The organism is Streptomyces sp. NPDC031474 (assembly GCF_055581185.1).
Genome location: NZ_JBVIJX010000037.1, coordinates 30,112 through 48,824, shown reverse-complemented (window position 1 = coordinate 48,824; position 18,713 = coordinate 30,112). Strand labels below are relative to the sequence as shown.

Annotated in this window: 14 protein-coding genes and 3 pseudogenes; 7 read left to right on the top strand and 10 right to left on the bottom strand. The window is 69.6% G+C overall.

Annotated elements, in window-relative coordinates; translation table 11 throughout:
• Positions 1 to 440 precede the first annotated feature (440 nt).
• Positions 441 to 1,124 carry a response regulator transcription factor gene (locus ACZ5SK_RS45095; protein WP_361710480.1) on the bottom strand — a complete coding sequence of 228 codons (684 nt, stop codon included), beginning with the start codon at positions 1,122 to 1,124 and terminating at the stop codon, positions 441 to 443.
• A complete protein-coding gene (locus ACZ5SK_RS45090) occupies positions 1,121 to 2,374 on the bottom strand; it encodes a sensor histidine kinase (RefSeq protein ID WP_468577846.1) in 1,254 nt (417 codons plus the stop codon). The genes ACZ5SK_RS45095 and ACZ5SK_RS45090 overlap by 4 nt, the downstream gene beginning before the upstream one ends.
• Before the next feature lie 125 nt (positions 2,375 to 2,499).
• Between ACZ5SK_RS45090 and ACZ5SK_RS45085 the strand changes: the two genes are divergently transcribed.
• The 3 genes from ACZ5SK_RS45085 to ACZ5SK_RS45075 are packed head-to-tail and all read left to right on the top strand — an operon-like array spanning position 2,500 to position 5,836.
• Positions 2,500 to 3,447, top strand: a complete 948-nt coding sequence (locus ACZ5SK_RS45085) for an ABC transporter ATP-binding protein (RefSeq protein WP_361710484.1) — start codon at positions 2,500 to 2,502, stop codon at positions 3,445 to 3,447.
• On the top strand, positions 3,444 to 5,003 hold the full coding sequence (locus ACZ5SK_RS45080) for a DUF1349 domain-containing protein (protein ID WP_361710486.1): 1,560 nt from the start codon (positions 3,444 to 3,446) through the stop codon (positions 5,001 to 5,003). Before ACZ5SK_RS45085 ends, ACZ5SK_RS45080 begins: the two co-directional genes overlap by 4 nt.
• Positions 5,000 to 5,836, top strand: coding sequence for an ABC transporter permease (locus ACZ5SK_RS45075; protein ID WP_361710488.1), 837 nt, complete (start codon positions 5,000 to 5,002; stop codon positions 5,834 to 5,836). The genes ACZ5SK_RS45080 and ACZ5SK_RS45075 overlap by 4 nt, the downstream gene beginning before the upstream one ends.
• A gap of 196 nt (positions 5,837 to 6,032) precedes the next feature.
• Here ACZ5SK_RS45075 and ACZ5SK_RS45070 read toward each other — a convergent pair.
• A pseudogene (locus ACZ5SK_RS45070) lies at positions 6,033 to 6,164 on the bottom strand (DUF4158 domain-containing protein); the annotation flags it as partial.
• A 151-nt stretch (positions 6,165 to 6,315) separates the two neighbouring features.
• Complete coding sequence (locus tag ACZ5SK_RS45065; protein ID WP_468577844.1) at positions 6,316 to 7,452, bottom strand: lytic polysaccharide monooxygenase auxiliary activity family 9 protein; 1,137 nt, start codon at positions 7,450 to 7,452, stop codon at positions 6,316 to 6,318.
• A gap of 334 nt (positions 7,453 to 7,786) precedes the next feature.
• Between ACZ5SK_RS45065 and ACZ5SK_RS45060 the strand changes: the two genes are divergently transcribed.
• The gene (locus ACZ5SK_RS45060) at positions 7,787 to 8,710 is read left to right on the top strand and encodes an SDR family oxidoreductase (protein WP_468577842.1); all 924 of its coding nucleotides are present in this window, start codon (positions 7,787 to 7,789) and stop codon (positions 8,708 to 8,710) included.
• 527 nt (positions 8,711 to 9,237) lie between these two features.
• On the opposite strand, the gene ACZ5SK_RS45055 is transcribed toward ACZ5SK_RS45060, so the two are convergent.
• The gene (locus tag ACZ5SK_RS45055) at positions 9,238 to 9,759 is read right to left on the bottom strand and encodes an AMP-binding protein (RefSeq protein ID WP_334573767.1); all 522 of its coding nucleotides are present in this window, start codon (positions 9,757 to 9,759) and stop codon (positions 9,238 to 9,240) included.
• Positions 9,756 to 11,468, bottom strand: coding sequence for a CocE/NonD family hydrolase (locus tag ACZ5SK_RS45050; RefSeq protein WP_468577840.1), 1,713 nt, complete (start codon positions 11,466 to 11,468; stop codon positions 9,756 to 9,758). Before ACZ5SK_RS45050 ends, ACZ5SK_RS45055 begins: the two co-directional genes overlap by 4 nt.
• A 313-nt stretch (positions 11,469 to 11,781) precedes the next feature.
• Here ACZ5SK_RS45050 and ACZ5SK_RS45045 point away from each other — a divergent pair, with 313 nt between their 5' ends.
• Positions 11,782 to 12,822, top strand: coding sequence for an NAD(P)-dependent alcohol dehydrogenase (locus ACZ5SK_RS45045; protein ID WP_334573763.1), 1,041 nt, complete (start codon positions 11,782 to 11,784; stop codon positions 12,820 to 12,822).
• Positions 12,823 to 13,142: 320 nt separating this feature from the next.
• Here the strand turns inward: ACZ5SK_RS45045 and ACZ5SK_RS45040 are convergent.
• A pseudogene (locus ACZ5SK_RS45040) lies at positions 13,143 to 13,355 on the bottom strand (IS110 family transposase); the annotation flags it as partial.
• 626 nt (positions 13,356 to 13,981) lie between these two features.
• The gene (locus ACZ5SK_RS45035) at positions 13,982 to 14,335 is read right to left on the bottom strand and encodes an ArsR/SmtB family transcription factor (protein WP_037708573.1); all 354 of its coding nucleotides are present in this window, start codon (positions 14,333 to 14,335) and stop codon (positions 13,982 to 13,984) included.
• Positions 14,336 to 14,504: 169 nt separating this feature from the next.
• Between ACZ5SK_RS45035 and ACZ5SK_RS45030 the strand changes: the two genes are divergently transcribed.
• Positions 14,505 to 15,851 (top strand): aldehyde dehydrogenase family protein, encoded by a 1,347-nt coding sequence (locus ACZ5SK_RS45030; protein WP_468577837.1) that lies wholly within the window; start codon positions 14,505 to 14,507, stop codon positions 15,849 to 15,851.
• Between the two features lie 9 nt (positions 15,852 to 15,860).
• Here ACZ5SK_RS45030 and ACZ5SK_RS45025 read toward each other — a convergent pair whose 3' ends face one another.
• Positions 15,861 to 16,403 (bottom strand): transposase, encoded by a 543-nt coding sequence (locus ACZ5SK_RS45025; protein ID WP_443041175.1) that lies wholly within the window; start codon positions 16,401 to 16,403, stop codon positions 15,861 to 15,863.
• A 20-nt stretch (positions 16,404 to 16,423) separates the two neighbouring features.
• Between ACZ5SK_RS45025 and ACZ5SK_RS45020 the strand changes: the two are divergent.
• A pseudogene (locus tag ACZ5SK_RS45020) lies at positions 16,424 to 17,265 on the top strand (site-specific integrase); the annotation flags it as partial.
• Between the two features lie 303 nt (positions 17,266 to 17,568).
• Here ACZ5SK_RS45020 and ACZ5SK_RS45015 read toward each other — a convergent pair.
• Complete coding sequence (locus ACZ5SK_RS45015) at positions 17,569 to 18,207, bottom strand: dihydrofolate reductase family protein (protein WP_334573757.1); 639 nt, start codon at positions 18,205 to 18,207, stop codon at positions 17,569 to 17,571.
• Between the last annotated feature and the right edge of the window lie 506 nt (positions 18,208 to 18,713).

Sequence of the window (18,713 nt, the reverse complement as noted above, 5' to 3'; positions counted from 1 at the left end):
TAACTTCGCCCGAGCACGGTTCACTTCATGTGCGTCCACACCTTCAACATGCCCCCAGACAGGACTCACAGGCAGACGTAACGGAGTCCTACTAGGCCGGGTTGAGCCCGCGTACTCAGGTACGGGGCGGCTCCGCCTTGCGAGCATCGGTGCAGCGGCGCGGTCGAGAGCGCCGGTTTCCGCAGCCGAGAGTGTCCGAGCCAGCTAGCTTGTTCTTTATGGTCTGAGTCGGTTTCGTTCGATGATGCTCTCGGGTCCTTTCACGGTCTTGCCCACGTCGTAGCGGGTGGCGGGCCGCTGCTTCTTCGAGCCAAAAGCACACACGCCGGCCTGACTCTCTACCAGGTCCTGGACGCACTCCAGGACCTGCTGAGGTGCTGGACCGGCGCCTGCACCACCTGCGGCCGACCCCTCACCACCAGCAGAACCAGAGCCAGAACCTAACGAAGCACTACTAGGGCGCCTGGGTCGATGATCCGATACCCCACGCCGGGTGTGGTGGTGATGACCGGGGGGTCGCCGAGTTTGCGGCGCAGGCGGCTGATGGTCACCGTGACGGTGTTGGTGAACGGGTCGGCGTGCTCGTCCCAGACCTGTTCGAGGAGGTCCTCCGTGCTGAGGAAGGCGGGGCTCGCGCTAAGGAGGGCTTCGAGTACCGCGAATTCCTTGACGGAGAGGTCGAGTTGGTGGCCGTCGCGGCTGGCGGTGCGGCGCATCGGGTCGAGTTCGATGCCTGCCGTGCTCAGGGTGCGGGACCGGGCGGCGGGGCGGCGGCGGGCCAGGGCGCGGATGCGCAGGACGAGTTCGGGAAAGTGGAAGGGCTTGGCGAGGTAGTCGTCGGCGCCCAGGGTCAGGCCGCTGACGCGGTCGCTGGGTGAGTCGGCGGCGGTCAGCATCAGGACCATCACGCGGCCGTCCCGCTCGGTGATCATCTGGCAGAGGGTGTCGCCGTGGATGCCTGGCAGGTCGCGGTCGAGCACGACGACGTCGTACGCGTTGACGTCCAGCTTGGCCGCAGCGTCGAGCCCGTCGTGGGCCACGTCCACGGCCATGCCCTGGTCGCGCAGTCCCTCGGCAATGACTTCGGCGAGGGGGCGGGCGTCCTCGACCACCAGGACTCTCAACGCGCCACGCCCGTCTCTGCGTTGGGAGCTTCCGCCGTCGCCCTGCCGTCCGTACGGGGGAGGGTGATGGTGACGCGCAGGCCGCCGTCGGGGCGAGCGCGCAGGTCAAGGGTGCCGTGGTGGGCCTGAGTGATGGCCGCGACGATGGAGAGGCCGAGGCCGCTGCCCTGGCCGGTGCCGGTCCGGTCGGCGCCAAGGCGGCGGAAGGGCTGCGCGAGGTCCGCCACCCGCCGCTGGTCGAGGACCGGTCCGCTGGACTCGACGACGAGGGACACTGCGCTTGCGTCGTCCCCTTCGGCCCGTACCGCGACACTGATCCAGCCCCAGGGGTCGTTGTGCGCGATCGCGTTGTCGACCACGTTGTCGACCGCACGGCGCAGCAGCGTCTGGCTGCCCCACACCCACGCGGAGTCGTCGATCCGGTTTTCACGCACGGTCAGGCCCTTGGCCGCAATGTCCTTTGCCCGTCCGGTCAGGGCGGTCAGCGCGATTTGGCCGAGGGCGAGGCGCGCCGAGTCGGTGAACTCGCCGTGCTGGGTGCGAGCCAGGACGAGGAAACTCTCCAGCAGCCGGTCCACCCGGTCGAGTTCGGCGCGCATCCGGGCGGCCAGCGTGGCCGTGGTCTCGGGTACCGGGCCCGGCTTGGCGAGGGCCACGTCCACGGAGGCCCGCATCGTGGTGAGCGGGGTGCGCAGCTCGTGGGAGGCGTTGGCGACGAAGAGGCGCTGGGCGTCGAAGGAGCCCTCCAGGCGGCCGAGGAGGTCGTCGATGGTGTCGGCGAGGTCCTTCACCTCGTCGCCGGGGCCGCCGATGGCCAGGCGTTCGTGCAGGCTGTCGGCGGTGATCCGGCGGGTGGCCGCTGTCATCACGCGCAGCGGGCGCAGCACTCGGCCGGCGACGAACCAGCCGAGCCCGACCGAGATCACCGCCATGACGCCGAGGGCGATGGCGGAGCCGAGCAGGATCTGTCGGGACTGGGTGTCGTGCGACTGGGCCAGCTGCTGCTCCAACTCGTCGATGCGGCCCTGGGCCTGTGCCGCCGTGGCGGGCTGATCGGTGCCGCCGTCGGGGGCGGTCTGGCTGGAGCGCGATCCGCCGGATGCCACCACGGCCGCGATGGCCAGCAGCGCCGTTCCCGACAGCAGGAACAGAGTCACGTACAAGGCGGTGAAGCGGGTGCGGGCAGTGCCACGGCGCAGGCCGAGCCGGGCAGTCAGGCCCGCGAGCCGTCGGGGCGGACCCCATTTCATCCGCATGCTCCCCTCTCGCCACCGCACCAGGACACGTACCAGGTCAGGCTAAGCCGAGGCGCCTAACAGCGACATGACAGTGGCCGTTCGGCCCCTGTAAGTCGCTCCGTCACAGGGTGGGGCCCATGAGCGATGAGAGTACGAAGGCGACGATCGAGGTCATCGGTTTGCGTAAACGCTTCGGGCCACAGCCGGCTCTGGACGGGATGACGTTCACCGTGCGGCCCGGACGGGTGACCGGCTTCGTCGGCCCGAACGGCGCGGGCAAGTCCACCACCATGCGCGTGATCCTGGGCCTAGACGCAGCTGAGGAGGGGAAGGCCCTGGTCGGCGGGGTGCCGTACCGCACCCTGCGTCGCCCGCTTCGGCATCTGGGGGCACTGCTCGACGCCTCCGCGCTGCAGCCGAGCCGCACCGCCCGTAACCACCTGCTGTGGCTGGCCCACTCACAGGGCGTGCCGCCCCGGCGCGTCGACGAGGTCATCGAACAGGCCGGCCTGGGCACGGCGGCCCGGCGCAAGGCCGGCGGCTTCTCGCTGGGCATGCGCCAGCGCCTGGGGATCGCGGCGGCGCTGCTCGGTGACCCGCCGGTGGTCATGCTGGACGAGCCGTTCAACGGCCTCGACCCCGACGGCATCGTGTGGATGCGCGGCTTCCTGGCGGAGCTGGCCCGGCAGGGCCGCGCCGTCCTGGTCTCCAGTCACCTGATGAGCGAACTCGAAGACACCGCGGACCATCTCGTGGTGATCGGTCGCGGCCGGGTCGTCGCGGACACCAGCGTGTCCGAGCTGCTCGCCGAGGCGTCCAGCGGCCGGGTCACCCTGCGTACCTCCGCGCCTCCGCGCGCCGCCCAGGTCCTGCACGGCGCGGGCGCCACCGTTCTCGCCACCGGCCCCGACACCCTCGGCGTCACAGGCTTGCCCGACGAGGAGATCGTGGCCCTGCTTGCCCGGAACGAGGTGCCGTTCTCCCAGGTGTCGGCGCACCGGGCGACGCTAGAAGAGGCGTACATGGAGCTCACCCGGGAAGCGGTGGAGTACCGGGGCATCCCGGCGGGGGAGGTCACGCGATGACAGCCACCCTCACCCCTCGCCCCCCGCCCACGAGGCGCGCTGAGCGGAGCGGGTTCCTCAGGACGCTGCACGCCGAGTGGACGAAGTTCCGTACGGTACGCGGCTGGGTCATCGCCATGGCGGGGGCGCTCCTGGTGACGATCGTGGTCGGCCTGCTCGGCACGGCCGCCCCCGCCCCCGGCGGTCGCGGCACCGACTCCGCCTCGTATCCGAAGGGCCCCGGCGGCGAGGCCGTCAACGACAGCTTCTACTTCGTCCACAGGACGCTCACCGGGGACGGCGCCCTCACCGTTCCCCTGCGGTCCCTGACCGGTGTGGCCGACACCGGCACCGGCAAGACGGCCCAGGGCGCCCAGCCCTGGGCGAAGGCAGGGATCATCGTGAAGGAAAGCCTCACCCAGGGATCCCCGTACGCGGCGGTCATGGCCACCGGCGGTCACGGCGTGCGCATGCAGTACGACTACACGCACGACACGGCGGGCCCTTCCGACAACGTCACCCAGGAGTCCCCGCGCTGGCTGCGCCTGGTCCGCTCCGGCGACAGCCTCACCGGTTACACCTCCACCGACGGTTCCCACTGGACCAAGGTCGGCCATGCGAAGCTGCCTGGGCTTGCGCACACCGTGCAGGCCGGGCTCTTCGCCACGTCACCGGAGGCGAAGCAGGACACCGCAGCGGGCACGGGCTTCAGCCCCGCCGTGGCCACCGGCGCCTTCGGCCGTCCCGGCCTCACCGGTGGCTGGTCCCAGAGCGCGTGGAGCGGCACACAGGTGGGCGGCGACGCGGGCACCTCCGGCAGCTACACGAACACCACCAAGGGCGGCTTCACCCAGACCGGCGGCGGGTTCACCGTGACCGGGGCCGGTGACATCGCACCGGTCGTCGGCGGGCCCGCCATGGGCGTCGGCTTCTCCGTCGAGAACTTCCTCGTCGGCACATTCGCCGGCCTGATCGTGGTGATCGCCGTGGGCACGGTGTTCATCACCGGCGAGTATGGGCGTGGTCTGCTGCGTACGACCATGGCGGCAACTCCCCTGCGCGGCCGGGTGCTTGGTGCCAAGGCGCTGGTGGCCGGGGGCGTCGCGTTCGCCATCGGCCTGGTCGCCGCCGCGATCACCGTTCCCATCGGGGAACGCAGCGCGCGTGGCAGGGGCTTCCATGTCTTCCCCGTCACGTCGGCGACCGAAGTGCGCGTCATGGTCGGAACCGGCCTGCTCTGCGCAGCCGCCGCCGTGCTCGCTCTCGGCGTCGGCACCCTGCTGCGGCGCAGCGGCACGGCGGTCGCCCTGGTCATCGCGTCGATCGTGCTGCCCTTCCTGCTTGCCACCTCCGGCGTACTGCCCCCGGGCGTCTCGGAGTGGCTGCTGAGGGTGACCCCGGCTGCAGGCTTCGCCATCCAGCAGACCCTGCCGCGGTACGGGCAGGTGCTCAGCGTGTACGAGCCGTCGACCGGCTACTACCCGCTGGCGCCCTGGGCCGGCCTCGCCGTGCTGTGCGGATATGCCGCGCTCGCCTTCGGTCTGGCCGTGGTGCGGCTGCGCGGGAGGGACGTATGAGTCTCCTGCGCGGTGCACGCCTCACGAGCACGGCTGACGGCGCGTGGCGAGGGGACTTCGGCCGCGCCCTGCGCGCGGAGTGGACAAAGGTGCGCACCGCGGGGGAAATGGGCAGGTTGCTCCTGCTGGCCGTCGCGCTGACCGTGGCCGTCGGCTGCGGCACCGCCAAGGCCGTGAAGTGCCCGGACGCGGGGTGCGGCCAGGACGCCGTCAAGCTCGCCCTGACCGGCGTCACTGTCGGGCAGGCGGTCATCGCCGTCTTCGCGGTGCTGGCCGTCAGCGGCGAGTACGGCACCGGGATGATCCGCACCACGCTCATGGCAGTGCCGAACCGGATCACCGTCCTTACCGCCAAGGCAACGACCCTCACCACGGTCGTCCTCGCCTCCGGGACGGCTGCCGTCCTGGCCTCCCTCCTCGTCGGCCGCTACATCCTGCCCGGCAACGGATTCACCGGGGCGCACGGCTATGCCCCGCTCTCCCTGGCCGACGGCCCGACCCTGCGGGCGGCCGTGGGCTCGGTCCTCTACCTCGTCCTGATCGCCCTGTTCGGCCTCGGCGTGGCGACGGCGGTACGGGACGCGGCGAGCGCCATCGGGATCGTGCTCGGGCTGCTCTACCTTTTCCCGGTAGTCACGCGGGTGGTCAACGACCCGGAGTGGCAGCGCCACCTCCAGCAGATCGCGCCCATGACCGCCGGACTCGCGGTCCAAGCCACCGTCCGTCTGCGCGAGTTGCCCATCGGCCCATGGGCCGGCCTGGGCGTGCTCGCCACGTGGGCGGCGGCCGCGCTGCTGGTCGGCGGGCTGCTGCTGCACAGGCGCGACGCGTAGCCGAATCGGGCCGACCGCGAGCGCGATGACTTCGGGCCCCAACGACTCTGGGAACGGACCGATAGCAGGTATGCGATGGCCACCCCGGCTCCCTGCACCGCTACCCCTTCAGGTAGCGGTGCAGGGAGGTCTTGGGGATGCCGGTCTTGACGCTGCTCTCCCCGTAGCCGGCGCCTTGGCCTTGGAGCAGGCGCGCCCGTTTGGCCTGCACTTTCTCCAGATCCGAGTCATCCAGGAAGAAGTACCGCTCCAGCTCCGCACGCGACGGCGCTCCGCTGAACGCCGCGTACTGGGCTGCCTGTTGATCAGACAGGAACTCGACCGCCACCAGGTCCTCCGAAGATCGACAACACCGACCGGCGAAGGCTGCGCCGTACCGTTAGCCCAGGTCAAGCGTCATTGGAGGCCGCGAGGGCTTAGCGCACGATCTGACATGGAGGTTCCTCAACCCCCGGTTCCAGCCGCGGCTCCCCGTCAGATCATTCGAAGACGACGTCCGAGACGGACACGAAGAACTCGCCGGTCATCTGCTGCTCCTGATCGACGTGGTCGCAGCACCTCTCCGGGTTGCCGGTGGTGCAGACGCCGCCGTGCCCGCCCCAGATGTTCACGATCGCGTGCCGGCCTGTCTTGCGTCCGGCCAGCGCCGCCGTGGTCCAAGCCTGTTCAGGGTTGCGGCCGTGGACGACCACCATGAACGGGGTCGGCTCCAGGTCGGTCCAGGCCAAGGGGGCTGAGGCGTTCCAGCCGTCCTTGGTGACGAAGAACTGGTACGTCCACGTGGGTCCGGTGTGGCTGGCGGTGTGCTCGTAGGAGAAGGTGAGGTCCTGGGCGCCCGCGTCGAGGGCGGTGGTGGGCCAGTCGCCCACGAGGTCCAGGCCGGCGAAACGGGGGTTGCCCGCGGAGGCCACCTTGCCGTCGTCGCTGCCGGTGCTGAACTTCCGGTACTCCAGGTAATGGCCGTGCCGGTTCCACGGGTAGTCCGCGCACATCCGCTCCTTGCCAGGAACGACTTCCGCCCACCACACGTCCGCAGCGCAGGCCGCCCGGACCTGGTCACAGAAGGTGCTCGTGCAGGCGTGACCGCCTCCCTCCGCGGACTTCAGGGCGAGCACGGAGCGGCTCGGCGGGTTGGCCATGTTGCCGTGCCTGGGCTGCGCGATGTCCCCGCTGCGGTCGTCGGACACCGCGACCGGGATCGGCTGGTACGGGTCGTCGGCCCGGCCGGGCACGGTGCATTCCTCGGAGAACGGGCTCCAGCTGCCGTTGCCGCGCCGCGCCCGGATCTTGACCTGGTAGGCGGCGGCCGGATCGGTTCCCAGAGTGACCCAGTGGTTGGCGGCGAGTTTCCAGCCGCCCCACCAGGTCGGCCAGTCCAGATAGAGGGTCTGGGCGGGCTGGTCGTTGAGCCACACCTCGTACTCGTGCGGGTACGGAGCCCGGCCGTCGTCCCAGTCCGGCGGGGTGGTGTCACTGTCGGAGTTGCCTCCGGTGGTCCATCGCAGGGAGATGCCGTGGAGGATCTCGGAGCCGTCGGTCCGGTAGGTCGTGGCGGCCGTGAGGTCCTTCGGGTCGTAGTAGTCGCCGTTGACGGGAGTACTGGAGTTGGGGGTCACCCGCAATCACCTCGGTCTTTCAGGGCAGCGGAAAGCTGGCAGAGAACGGAAGGGTGCTCTCCAGTTCCTCACCCCTGGCTCCCTGAAGCCATCCGGGTTAGCCCCAACGGGTGACGTCTCAGGCGGGCAGAAGAAGGTCCACGGCACAGCCACGGGCCTGCCCAGGCACAGCACCACGCTGGGGCTGCGCCGAAGAACGATCCTACCGCGCGATGACAGGATCTGACATCAAGGTGATGACAGAGCCTGACATCGGTGCTACGGTGATGTCACGAACTGACATCAGTGTTCCCGCCCCCCGGGGTGGGGAGCCCGCAGAAGGAAGGCGCACACCATGCGCGTATTCGTCACCGGAGCCTCCGGACACGTCGGCTCCGCCCTCGTCCCCGAACTTCTCGAAGCGGGACACCAGGTCGTCGGCCTGGCCCGCTCGGACAGGTCCGCCGCCGCGCTGACGGCTGCCGGAGCCGAGGTGCACCGAGGCGACCTCGACGATCTCGACAGCCTCGCCACGGCCGCCGCCGCAGCCGACGGCGTCATCCACCTGGCCTTCAAGCACGACGCCATGTTCGCCGGCGACTTCGACAGCGCGGTCGCAGCGGACCTGCGCGCCATCGACACGCTCGGCAACGCGCTCGCCGGCACCGGCAAGCCCCTGGTGACCACGTCGGGAACCATGCTGCTCGCCTTCGCGGGGCTGGACGACGTCGCCACCGAAGCCGACGCGCTCGACGCAGGCCCGCGGATCGACGCCGAGAACGCGGTGGTCGCACTCGCGCAACGCGGCATCCGCTCGTCCGTCGTCCGGCTTGCCCCGACCGTGCACAGCACGCTCGACCACAACGGCTTCATCCCGACCCTGATCTCCATCGCCCGGTCCAAGGGCGTCGCCGCCTACGTCGGCGACGGGGCCAACCGCTGGCCCGCCGTCCACACCCTCGACGCGGCACGCCTGTACCGGCTGGCGCTGGAATCCGCGCCGGCGGGCTCCCGGCTGCACGCCGCCGACGACCAGGGGATCGCCTTCCGGGAGATCGCGGAGGCCATCGGCCAGGGGCTGAACCTGCCCGTGGTCAGCATTCCGGCGACGCAGGCCGACGCCCACTTCGGCTTCCTCAGCGGCCATGTCACGGCCGACAACCCGTCCTCGAGCACGCTGACCCGGGACCTCCTGGGCTGGAAGCCCGTCCAGCCCGGCCTCCTCGACGACCTCCGTCGGGGCCACTACTTCGACGCCCCGGCGACCACCGCAGGCTGAGCCCGCCCCCATCTCCGTCCCGCCCTGTCCGCCCGCCCCATCCAGGCGGCCCTGCTCGGCTGGTCACCAAACGGCCTGACCACCCTCCCGTGCCCTGACGCAGGCCCCACCCAAGGAAGAACCATGCCCCGCTCCCGTCCCGCGATCGACAGCGAACTGGCCGCAGCACTCCAGGCCATGCCGATCGGCCCGAACGGCGTCTTCGACCTGACCGACATCCCCGCCACACGCCAGGCGGTCCGCGCGCTCGCCGAAACCATCGCCGGCACCATCCCCGACGAGCACACCGTCACCGCCCACGAGATCCAGGCGCCGCGCGCCGACGCCCCCGACGTCCCCATCCTCCTGCTGCGTCCGCAGAACGCCCCCGGACCGCTGCCGGTCATCGTGTGGTTCAGGTCAGCCGGATCGCCCCGAGCCGGGCAAGCCTTGCGCACCGGTCGTCGTGAAGATCCTCGACGCGGAGGTGCTCGCCCTCCACTTCCTCACCCGCAGCATCCCCCGCGGCGACGACACCGCGACCACGCTCATGCTTTCCGGACGGAACGGCCGCCGAGATCCTCGGCGACGTCCCCGAGTTGGTCGTTTCCTGCATTCCGGCGGCCGTGACCCCCGACGCCGTCCTCGCACAGCTCTGTCACCGCTTCCGTGGCCGCTGGTCCGGGTCGACGACCACGACGCGCGCACCCGAGCCTTCCAGGCGCAGGGCGATGGCCCTGGGGTGCGAACGCGGTGAACAGCGGGACGTAGACCGCGCCGAGCCGCCAGATCGCCAGGATGTCGGTGGCCAGGTCGGTGCTCTTGTCCGTCAGGGTCGCCGCCCTGTCACCGGGACCGACCCCGAGCCCTTGCTGCGCCCGCGCACAGCGGTTCGAGTTCGCGGCGACATCGCCGAAGGTCAGCCTGGAAGCGTTGCCGTTGCCGTTGCCGTCGACGACGGTGAACGTGACGTGGTCGGCGGGGTGCCGGTCGTACAGCAGCCCGGCCACGTCGAGGGAAGGAACCGCGAAGGTCGCGGTCAGTTCGGCGACCCGGTCGGCGGCGCTCACGACTGGGCCTTGCGGTCGATGACCGGCAGGACCAGACGGCTGGGGTGGTTGGGCCCGTGATGGATGTGGTTGACCGCCGGAATCATCTGCTCCTCGCTCTCGCGGGCGATGACGCCGCCAGTGTTCGTGTTGCGGTCGTAGCGGGGGAAGTTGCTGCTGGAGACGTCCACGCGGATGCGGTGGCCCGGAAGGAACACATTGGACGTGGCGGTCATGTCGACGGTGATCTCGTAGACCGTGCCGGGCTCCATCAGTTCCTCCGTGGCCAGGCCGCCCCGGTAGCGGGCGCGCAGGATGCCGTCGCACAGGTTGATCGCTTTGCCGTCGGGGAAGACGTCGACGAGCTTGGCGGTGAAGTCGGTGTCCACCGTCGACGAGGAGACGAACAGGGTCAGGCTGACCGGGCCGGTGACCTCGACGGGCTCCTCGAGCACCGGCCCGGCGAAGCACAGGACGTCCTCGCGGGCGGCGACGGTCCGCTGGTCGACCGGGCCGCAGAGTTCCAGCGTCACCGGCATGGACGCCCCGCCGGCCGTGGGAACCGGGCGGCGCGGGTCGTAGAGGTAGGTGTCGCGCCCGGCCCCGGTCGGCGGCTCGGTCGTCAACACGCCGTCCCCGCCCGCTGTGTTGGCATGGCCGGCGCTGGTGAGGTGGTAGTCGGTCCACTGCGTGTCGGGCAGCGGCCACTCCTGCTCGTCGCGCCACTGGTCGATGCCCATGACGAAGATCTTCACCGGTGCCACGTCGTCCAGTGCGGTGGTGTCGTCGCGGAGCCAGCGGTCGAAGAACTTCACGTGCAGGCCGGTCAGGCCCAGCATCTGGGCACTGGCCAGCGGGCCGAAGGAGCGGTCGGGATAGACACCGGTCTGGGATATGTGGTCCCACGGACCAATGATCAGCCGTTGCCCCTCGCGTGCTTGCGCACTTCCTGTCTTCTGGCGGGCGATGGTGTACGTGCGTACGGTCTGCCCGATGTAGAGGTCGTACCAGCCGCCGATGTTGAGCGCCGGGGCGGTGACGTTCTTGAGCTCGGGCGTGAGCTCCATGGCGTCCCAGTAGGCGTCGTGGGAGGGGTGGGCCATCCAGTCGTCCCACCACTTCCCGTACTCCGCGAGGACCGGAACCTCGGCCGTCGGCAGCACGTCGTTCAGCGGCTCCGGGAACAGGAGAGCCTGACCGAGCTGCTGCAGCTGGGACACGGAGCCCCCGCCGACCGCCAGGGACCGCTGGGCGTCGGCCGTGTACATCATGGCGTTCCACAGCGTGACCAGGCTCAGTGAGAGCGCACCGCCCGGGCCGTACCAGGGCGCTTCGTAGTTGTCGATCGAGGTGAAGGCCGGCGCGATCGCCTTGAGGGATGGGGCGCCGGTCACGGCGGTCTCCCACTGGACCATCCCGAGGTAGGACGCCCCGTACATGCCCACCGTGCCGTCCGACCACGGCTGATCGGCGATCCAGACGACGGTGTCCTCGCCGTCGGCCCGGTCGGCCATATGAGGAACGAACTCGCCTTCCGAGCGGTGGGTTCCCCGGCAGTCCTGCACCACCACCGCGTAGCCCGCCTCCAGCAAAGCCATGAGGTCGGGCATGACCCCGCCCAGGGTGATGCCGAACACGTCTTTGCCGTAGGGCATGCGCACGAGCAGCGTCGGAGCCTTCCCCTCGACTGGATGCCACACGTTGGCGGCGAGGGCTACACCGTCACGCATCGGAACTCGGACATCTACCTCGTACAGGTGCCGCATCGGTGCTCCTCGTCGAGCTGGCTGGGTTGTCCCGGATGTGGGTACGTTATGAGGTACGTTCGTACCCTGTCAATTACCACGCGATGGTCGACCTCTGGTGATTTGCCGTAGGCAACGGTGTCGGCGACGGAGCTGGTCGCTGCCGACGTCGCCCCCTGCCTGCGAGCGAAGGGGTGATGGCTCATGTTCGCGCTGACGCGAACATAAGTTACAGTGAAAACGCACCCGGCCGGAAGAAGGCAGCCGGGCGCGCAACCCCCGCAAGGAGAACCACGGCATGACCACTGTTGCTGCCTACGCCGCCCCCGCCGCCAACGCTCCGCTGGAGCGCACCACCATCGAACGTCGTGCGGTCCGCGAGTTCGACGTGCTGATCGACATCAAGTTCGCCGGTATCTGTCACACCGACATCCACCTGGTCCGCGAGGGCTGGGGGCAGGCGATCTTCCCGATGGTCCCGGGCCACGAGATCGCGGGCGTCGTCTCCGAGGTCGGCCCCGGCGTCACCAAGTACAAGGTCGGCGACCGCGTGGGCGTGGGCTGCATGGTCGACTCCTGCCGCGAGTGCGACAACTGCAAGGCCGGCCAGGAACACCACTGTGTACGAGGGGCCGTCCAGACGTACAACGCCATCGGCCGTGACGGAGAGCCCACCTACGGCGGCTACGCCACGCACGTCGTCGTCGACGAGAACTTCGTCGTCCGCATCCCCGACGGACTGTCCCTGGACGCCGCCGCGCCGCTGCTGTGCGCGGGCATCACCACGTACGCACCGCTCAAGCAGTGGGGAGCGGGCCCCGGCAAGAAAGTCGCCGTGGTCGGTCTGGGCGGTCTCGGCCACGTGGGCGTCAAGATCGCGCACGCGCTCGGAGCGGAGGTCACCGTCCTCTCCCAGTCGCTGCGCAAGAAGGACGACGGCCTGAAGCTGGGCGCCGACCACTACTACGCGACCAGCGACCCGAAGACGTTCGAAGAACTCGCCGGCTCCTTCGACCTCATCGTCTCCACGGTGTCGGCGCCACTGGACCTCAGCGCCTACCTCAGCCTGCTGAAGACGGGCGGCGCCCTGGTGAACGTGGGCGTCCCGGAAGAGCCCATCACCTTCCACCCGTTCGCCCTCATCGGCGGCAACAAGATCCTCGCCGGATCGATGATCGGCGGCATCCCCGAGACCCAGGAGATGCTCGACTTCTGCGCCGAGCACGGCATCGGCGCGGAGATCGAGCGGATCACCGCATCCGAGATCAACGAGGCATACGAGCGGGTGCTGGCAAGCGACGTGCGGTACCGCTTCGTGATCGACAACGCGACCATCTGAGACCTGTCGCACGCACAAGTGCCCCGGCGGATCATCCGCCGGGGCCCTCGACTGTGGGCACCGTCCAGGTGAGCGTCTGGGACACTGGGTTGTCGCCGCGGTGGTGGTGATCGACGACGCGTGAGAACACGGCCCTGTTCTCCCGAAGCTGCCGTTGAGCAGTAGCTGTCTGCAGCGGATAGGTGTGCTCGTCAGCCGGCCCCGACAGTCACACGGTGAGAGCTGGCTCGTCGTGGGGACAGCCAGGGCTCAGCCGGCCATGGCATCAAGGACGTCGCACAGCCCTTCGCCGAGAGGGGTGAGCCGGTATCCCGACCCGCAAGTGAACTAAGGGTAGGCGGGGGGGCGACCACCACGAGCACGGTCCCATGCCTGGCTTGGAGCTTCGCGAACAGCTCGCGGAGCTTGGGCTCGGTGTTGGGCAGGCGCTTGTCGAACGCCTTCTTCCCGGCCGGGGTTACGGCGGTGGCGTGGTGTTCGCCCTTGCCGACGTCCAGGCCGAGGAAGACGTCGATGTCGCCGGTGTCGATCACGTGCAGGCCCCTCCATCACGCTTTCGTCCGGCCTGGCACGGCACCGAGCTGCCACATCCACGTTACGGAGAGCTCTTCCGGCTCGGGTGAAGCCGGTGCTCAAGCCCCTCATCAGCGGTCCGTCGATGCCTCCGGACCCGGTGACACCACCCCCCGGATCATCAACAACAGGAGGGGGAAGTCATGCCGGACCCGAAGGCCGGAGGCCCCTTTGCGGAGCCACGAAAAAGGTAACGGGGGGCTGACGAATCTCGCCGCCCCGCTCAGCTCGCCGTCCTCGAAAGCGCCGCGCCACCGGCCGCGGGAGCTGCCGCTGCGCACGGCGAAGGCCATCGAGATCCAGGTCTTCGTGCCGGTGGAGTGGATCCGGTCCGATCCGCATGTGCGTTTAGGCGGTCAGTGACCAGTCTGTGTAGGTGGTACGGCGGGGTGGGTGGCCTGTCGCCTTGCTGGTGCACGGGTTACGGTCACTCGGCGGGCGGGAGGCCCCCCTCGCCCAACTCAGCCGTGGCCTGGTCGGCGTTGTGTCCGGGGTGTCGTTCGACGTGATCGAAGCCGACCGCAAGCTGGATGCCTGGCTGCGGTGCGTCCGGTTCGTCGCTGCCGCGGAGGGGTGCCCCGGAGCGTCAGGCGCACTCGGTGTTCACGTAGGGCTCCACGCGGCCGACGCTCTCCTTGAGGACGAGGTCGAGCAGTCCGGGGAACCGCTGGTCCAGATCTTCCTTGCGCAGAGTGTTGATGCGGCGGGTGCCGACGTCGTGCTGCCGGATGAGACCGGCCTCGCGCAGGACGCGGAAGTGGCGGGTGAGTACGGACGCGGTGACGTCCTGCGTGAAGCCGCTGCAGGCCAGGCCAGGGGAGACGGAGAGAGTGACGACGATGGTGAGCCGGGTCTCGTCGGTCAGCGCGCTCATGATCTTGAAGAGGTCGAGGTCGTCCGTGTCGGGGTGGACGAGGGGTGACGAGGTGCGACTGGCCATGAGGAAAGAATAACCCCCGCCCTATGTTCGCGTTAGCGCGTACATGGGATACGGTGGAGGCACGGATTGACCCTTCATCCGTCATCCACCGGGTTGCCCATCACCGGTACCACGGCATGCCGCCAACGCCTTTGACGGCGTGGCTTGCATCAAGAACGGAGCACACCCCATGACCGCAACACAGGCGACCGAGTCGAGGACCCACCAGACGGAAACGGCCGCGGAGGTGGTCGGCCGCCTTCGTGCGACGTTCAACACCGGCGTCACCCGCCCACTGGACTGGCGCGTCAACCAGCTGCAGCGGCTGCGGGCCCTGCTGGTCGAGAACGAGCAGGAACTGATCGAAGCCCTCTGGGCGGACCTGAGGAAGAACCCCGCCGAGGCGAAGACGCAGGAGATCGACTTCACCGTCGCCGACATCGACGAGACGCTGGCGAATCTCGAGAGCTGGCTTCAGCCTCGCCCGGTGGAGGTTCCCGCCCACTTCGGCCCCACGACCACGGCCTACACCACGTACGACCCGCTCGGGGTCGTCCTGGTGATCGCTCCCTGGAATTTCCCGCTGCACCTTCTCATCGACCCCATCATCGGCGCACTGGCCGCCGGAAACACCGTGGTGGCCAAACCGAGCGAGATGTCGGTGCACACCTCGGCACTCGCTTCACGCCTCCTGCGACACTACTTCGACGCCGACGTGCTCACCGTCGTCGAAGGGGGCGCCGAGGAGACCACGGCCCTCCTGGCACAACGCTTCGACCACATCTTCTACACCGGCAACGGCACCGTCGGCCGGATCGTCATGGCCGCAGCAGCCAAACACCTCACCCCCGTCACGCTCGAACTCGGAGGCAAGTCACCGGTCTTCGTGGCACCCGACGCCGACGTGGACGAGACCGCCAAGCGGCTGGTCGGCGCCAAGTTCGGCAACGCGGGCCAGCAGTGCATAGCCCCCGACTACGTCCTGGCCCATCCTGCCACCGCCGCCGCACTGGTCCCCGCCCTGCGCGCGGCGGTCGACGCCCAGTTCGGCACCAGCCCGCAGACCTCAGCCGGCTTCGGCCGGATCATCAACGAGCGGCACTTCGACCGGCTCACCCGTCTGCTGGACTCCGGCCGGGCGGCGGTGGGAGGCCGGCACGACCGCGACGACCTGTTCATCGCACCGACCGTGCTCACCGATGTCGACCCCGCATCACCGGTCATGCAGGAGGAGATCTTCGGCCCGATCCTCCCCGTCGTCGAAGTCGAAGACCTCGACGCCGCCATCGCCTTCATCAACGAACGCGACAAGCCCCTCGCCCTCTACGCCTTCACCACCTCCGCGGCCACCAAGTCGCGCCTGGTGAACGAGACGTCCTCCGGCGGCATCGCCTGGGGCCAGCCGGTGATGCAACTGCTCATGACCGGCCTGCCTTTCGGCGGCGTCGGCGAAAGCGGCATGGGCCGGTACCACGGCCGGTACTCCCTCGAGACGTTCAGCCACCTCAAGGCCGTCGCGGACGTCCCGCTCAACTAGGGTCCGTCTTCAAACGGATCTTGCCCAGATCAGAAATGACGCGAGGGTGACCGCTGCTTCGTAGGAGGTGGCGGTCTTCTCGCATCGGGTGGCGATTCCACGGAAGCCTTTGAGCCGGTTGAAGCAGCGTTCGACGATGTTGCGTTGACGGTAGCGCAGGTAGGCGCGGAAGCCGCGGGAGCTGTAGGCCTTGTCGGCGATGACCTGGTCAGGCTTGCATCGGGGTCGGCCCCTGCCGGTGCGAGGGACGCGGATGCGCTCCGGAAGAGGGCGCGCGCAGATGCTGTCGTGACGTTGCCCTCGCGTCACCAGGACTGCGAGCGGACGTCCCTTGCCGTCGCAGGCGAGGTGGATTTTGGTGGTCAGTCCGCCTCGGGATCGGCCGAGGGCGTGATCGTCCGGTTCGTCCGGCCTGTTGGTCCCCCTTTTTCGGGCGGTGGCGGCGGCGTGCTGGTGGGCGCGGACGGTGGTGGAGTCGATCTGGACGAGCCAGTCGATGGCGCCGACCGCGTCCGCACAGGCCTGGATCTGCTGAAGGGCCCGGGTGGACACGCCGTCCAGCGCACAGCGCCAACACGCTCCGCTCGTATGGCATCGGGGTGGGCAAGGCCGCCGAGTGCCTCGGCGAGGCCCGTCCGCTCGCCACCGTGGCGGACGACGAAGTCGGCGGTGCTCTCGAACAGCTGTGGGGCGAGGCGGCGGTCAACACTTGGAACGCCCGCCGGGCGGCGGTGCTGCCGGCGTGGGCGAAGCGGCTGCCTCCGCCGGACTCGGAGACCCCGGCTCGCTCGAAGATGGCGGTCGCCCGGCTGATCGCCCGCCGCGATGTCCATCTCCGGGAGAAGACGCTGTGGCGGATGCTGGACGAGACGGTTGCGCGGTCGGAGGAGATCCTCGGCGTCAACATCGAGGAGCTGGACCTGGCCGGGCGCCGGGCCCCAGTGAAGGCCAAGGGCGCCCAGCCGCGTACGCGCCGCCGGGGACCCCCGCGTGAGGAGTTCGTGCTGGAGACCGTGTACTGGGACGCGGGCACGGCCCGCCTGCTGCCCCGGCTGATCAAGGGCCGTACGCGCGGCCCGGTGTTCGTCACCCACCGCAAGCAGGGTCCCGGCAAGGTCGTCGCCACGCGACGTCTGCCCAGACGGCGGCCTGGTCCGGCTGTCGTACGGACAGGCCCGCGCCCTACTGGATGCGCACACGGCCATTGGCGGTGTGCCGGGGACCGGCTGGGACCTTCACGAGTACCGGCACTCCGGCCTCACCCATCTCGGTGAAGCAGGGGCCAGCCTCCCGATGCTCATGGCCAAGTCCCGGCACAGGAAGCCGGAGAACGTACGGTGCTACTTCCACCCCTCGGCCGAGGCGATCGCCGAGGTCACCAGCTTGCTCGCCCCCCGGGGACAGCCGCCGCTGAGCTGCGTTCTCTCTCAGATGTGGTGCCTCTGGAGGTTGGTTCCACGAAGTCATCGACCGCCAGTTGCTGCGGGAGGGTGTCGAGTGGTTCCGGCGGTTGGTCGAAGGTGAGGCGGTAGTCGCTGCCGGATGTCCGGGCACCAGCGCCCCGACTGAACGGCCGACCCCACCGCCACACGGGGCCCGGCCCTGGCTCACCCACAGTCGACCACCCGCCCCGCAGCGACGAGGGCGAAGACCACGACGACGAACCACCGCGGCGGGTGCGGCAGCACACCCCCCCGGCGAACCCTGACCCCGCGCGTCAGCGGCGGACCAGCACCGCGTGCGTGACCGTCGGCGAGCCGACCAGCTCGGACACTCGGTAGCCGTCGATCCCGTCGCCCAGATTGTCGAGCAGCCGCTCCCCGCGTCCGATGAGCATCGGCGCGATCACCAGGTGGAGCTCGTCGATCAGCCTGGCCCGCAGATACTGCTGGATGACCGCCGCGCCGCCGCCGATCCGGACGTCTTTGCCGCCCGCGGCGTCGAACGCGCGCTGCAACACCGTCTCCAACGGCTCGTCGGTGAAGTGGAAGGTCGTTCCGCCTGCCATCTCGAGCGTCGGGCGCAAGTGGTGGGTGTGCACGAAAACGTCGTGGTGGTAGGGCGGGTTGTCGCCCCACCAGCCCTGCCAGGACTCGTCTTCCCACGGCCCGCGCTGCGGCCCGAACATGTTCCGCCCCATGATCGTGGCGCCGATATTCTGATCGCCGCGGGTGAAGTAGTCGACATCGATTCCGGTCTTGCCCGCGGCGGAATCCTCCGTCGCGGAGACGAACCAACTGTGCAGATCGTCACCCCAGCCGACACCATCGCCGAACGGGGCGTCGAGTCGCTGGTTCGCGCCGGCCATGAAGCCGTCGAGGGAGATCGTGACGTTGTGTACGCGGACCTTGGGCATGGCCTTCGCCTCTCGTGTTGACGGCCTTCTCTCACCCCTGCGTCGAACAGAGCCTGCCTGGATCGACATCCCCGCGCACGTTCTTTCGGCGTGCCATACCGGTGCTCAGCACCGCGCGCCGGCACCCAGTACGCGGCGCGGGCGGGGCGACGTCGACGAGCAGCAGGCTCGCGCCGTCAAGACCGCCCTGCCCAGTCCTCCGGGGAGGGGCCGTCGTCGCACGGGTCCTCGCCGACGCGCCCAAGGAGTCGACTGGCTGAGCCTGAGCCCGCGCTCAGCCCATGCAAAGACGTTGCCGGCGGATGGCGGGCCTGCCGGGCCGGGGCTGGTCCCTCATCGCGGCGGCGATGGGGACGTAATAGGCGAAGTCGCCGTTCGCGGTCGCTTCGGGCAGCGGACCGATGGCCGCGGTCAGGTCGTCCTCGGCGCCGCGTACGGCGTGGTGGAAGGCGAGGGCGGTTCCAGGAGCGGGGTGAGTCAGGGGAGGCCGGGACGGTGATCTCGGT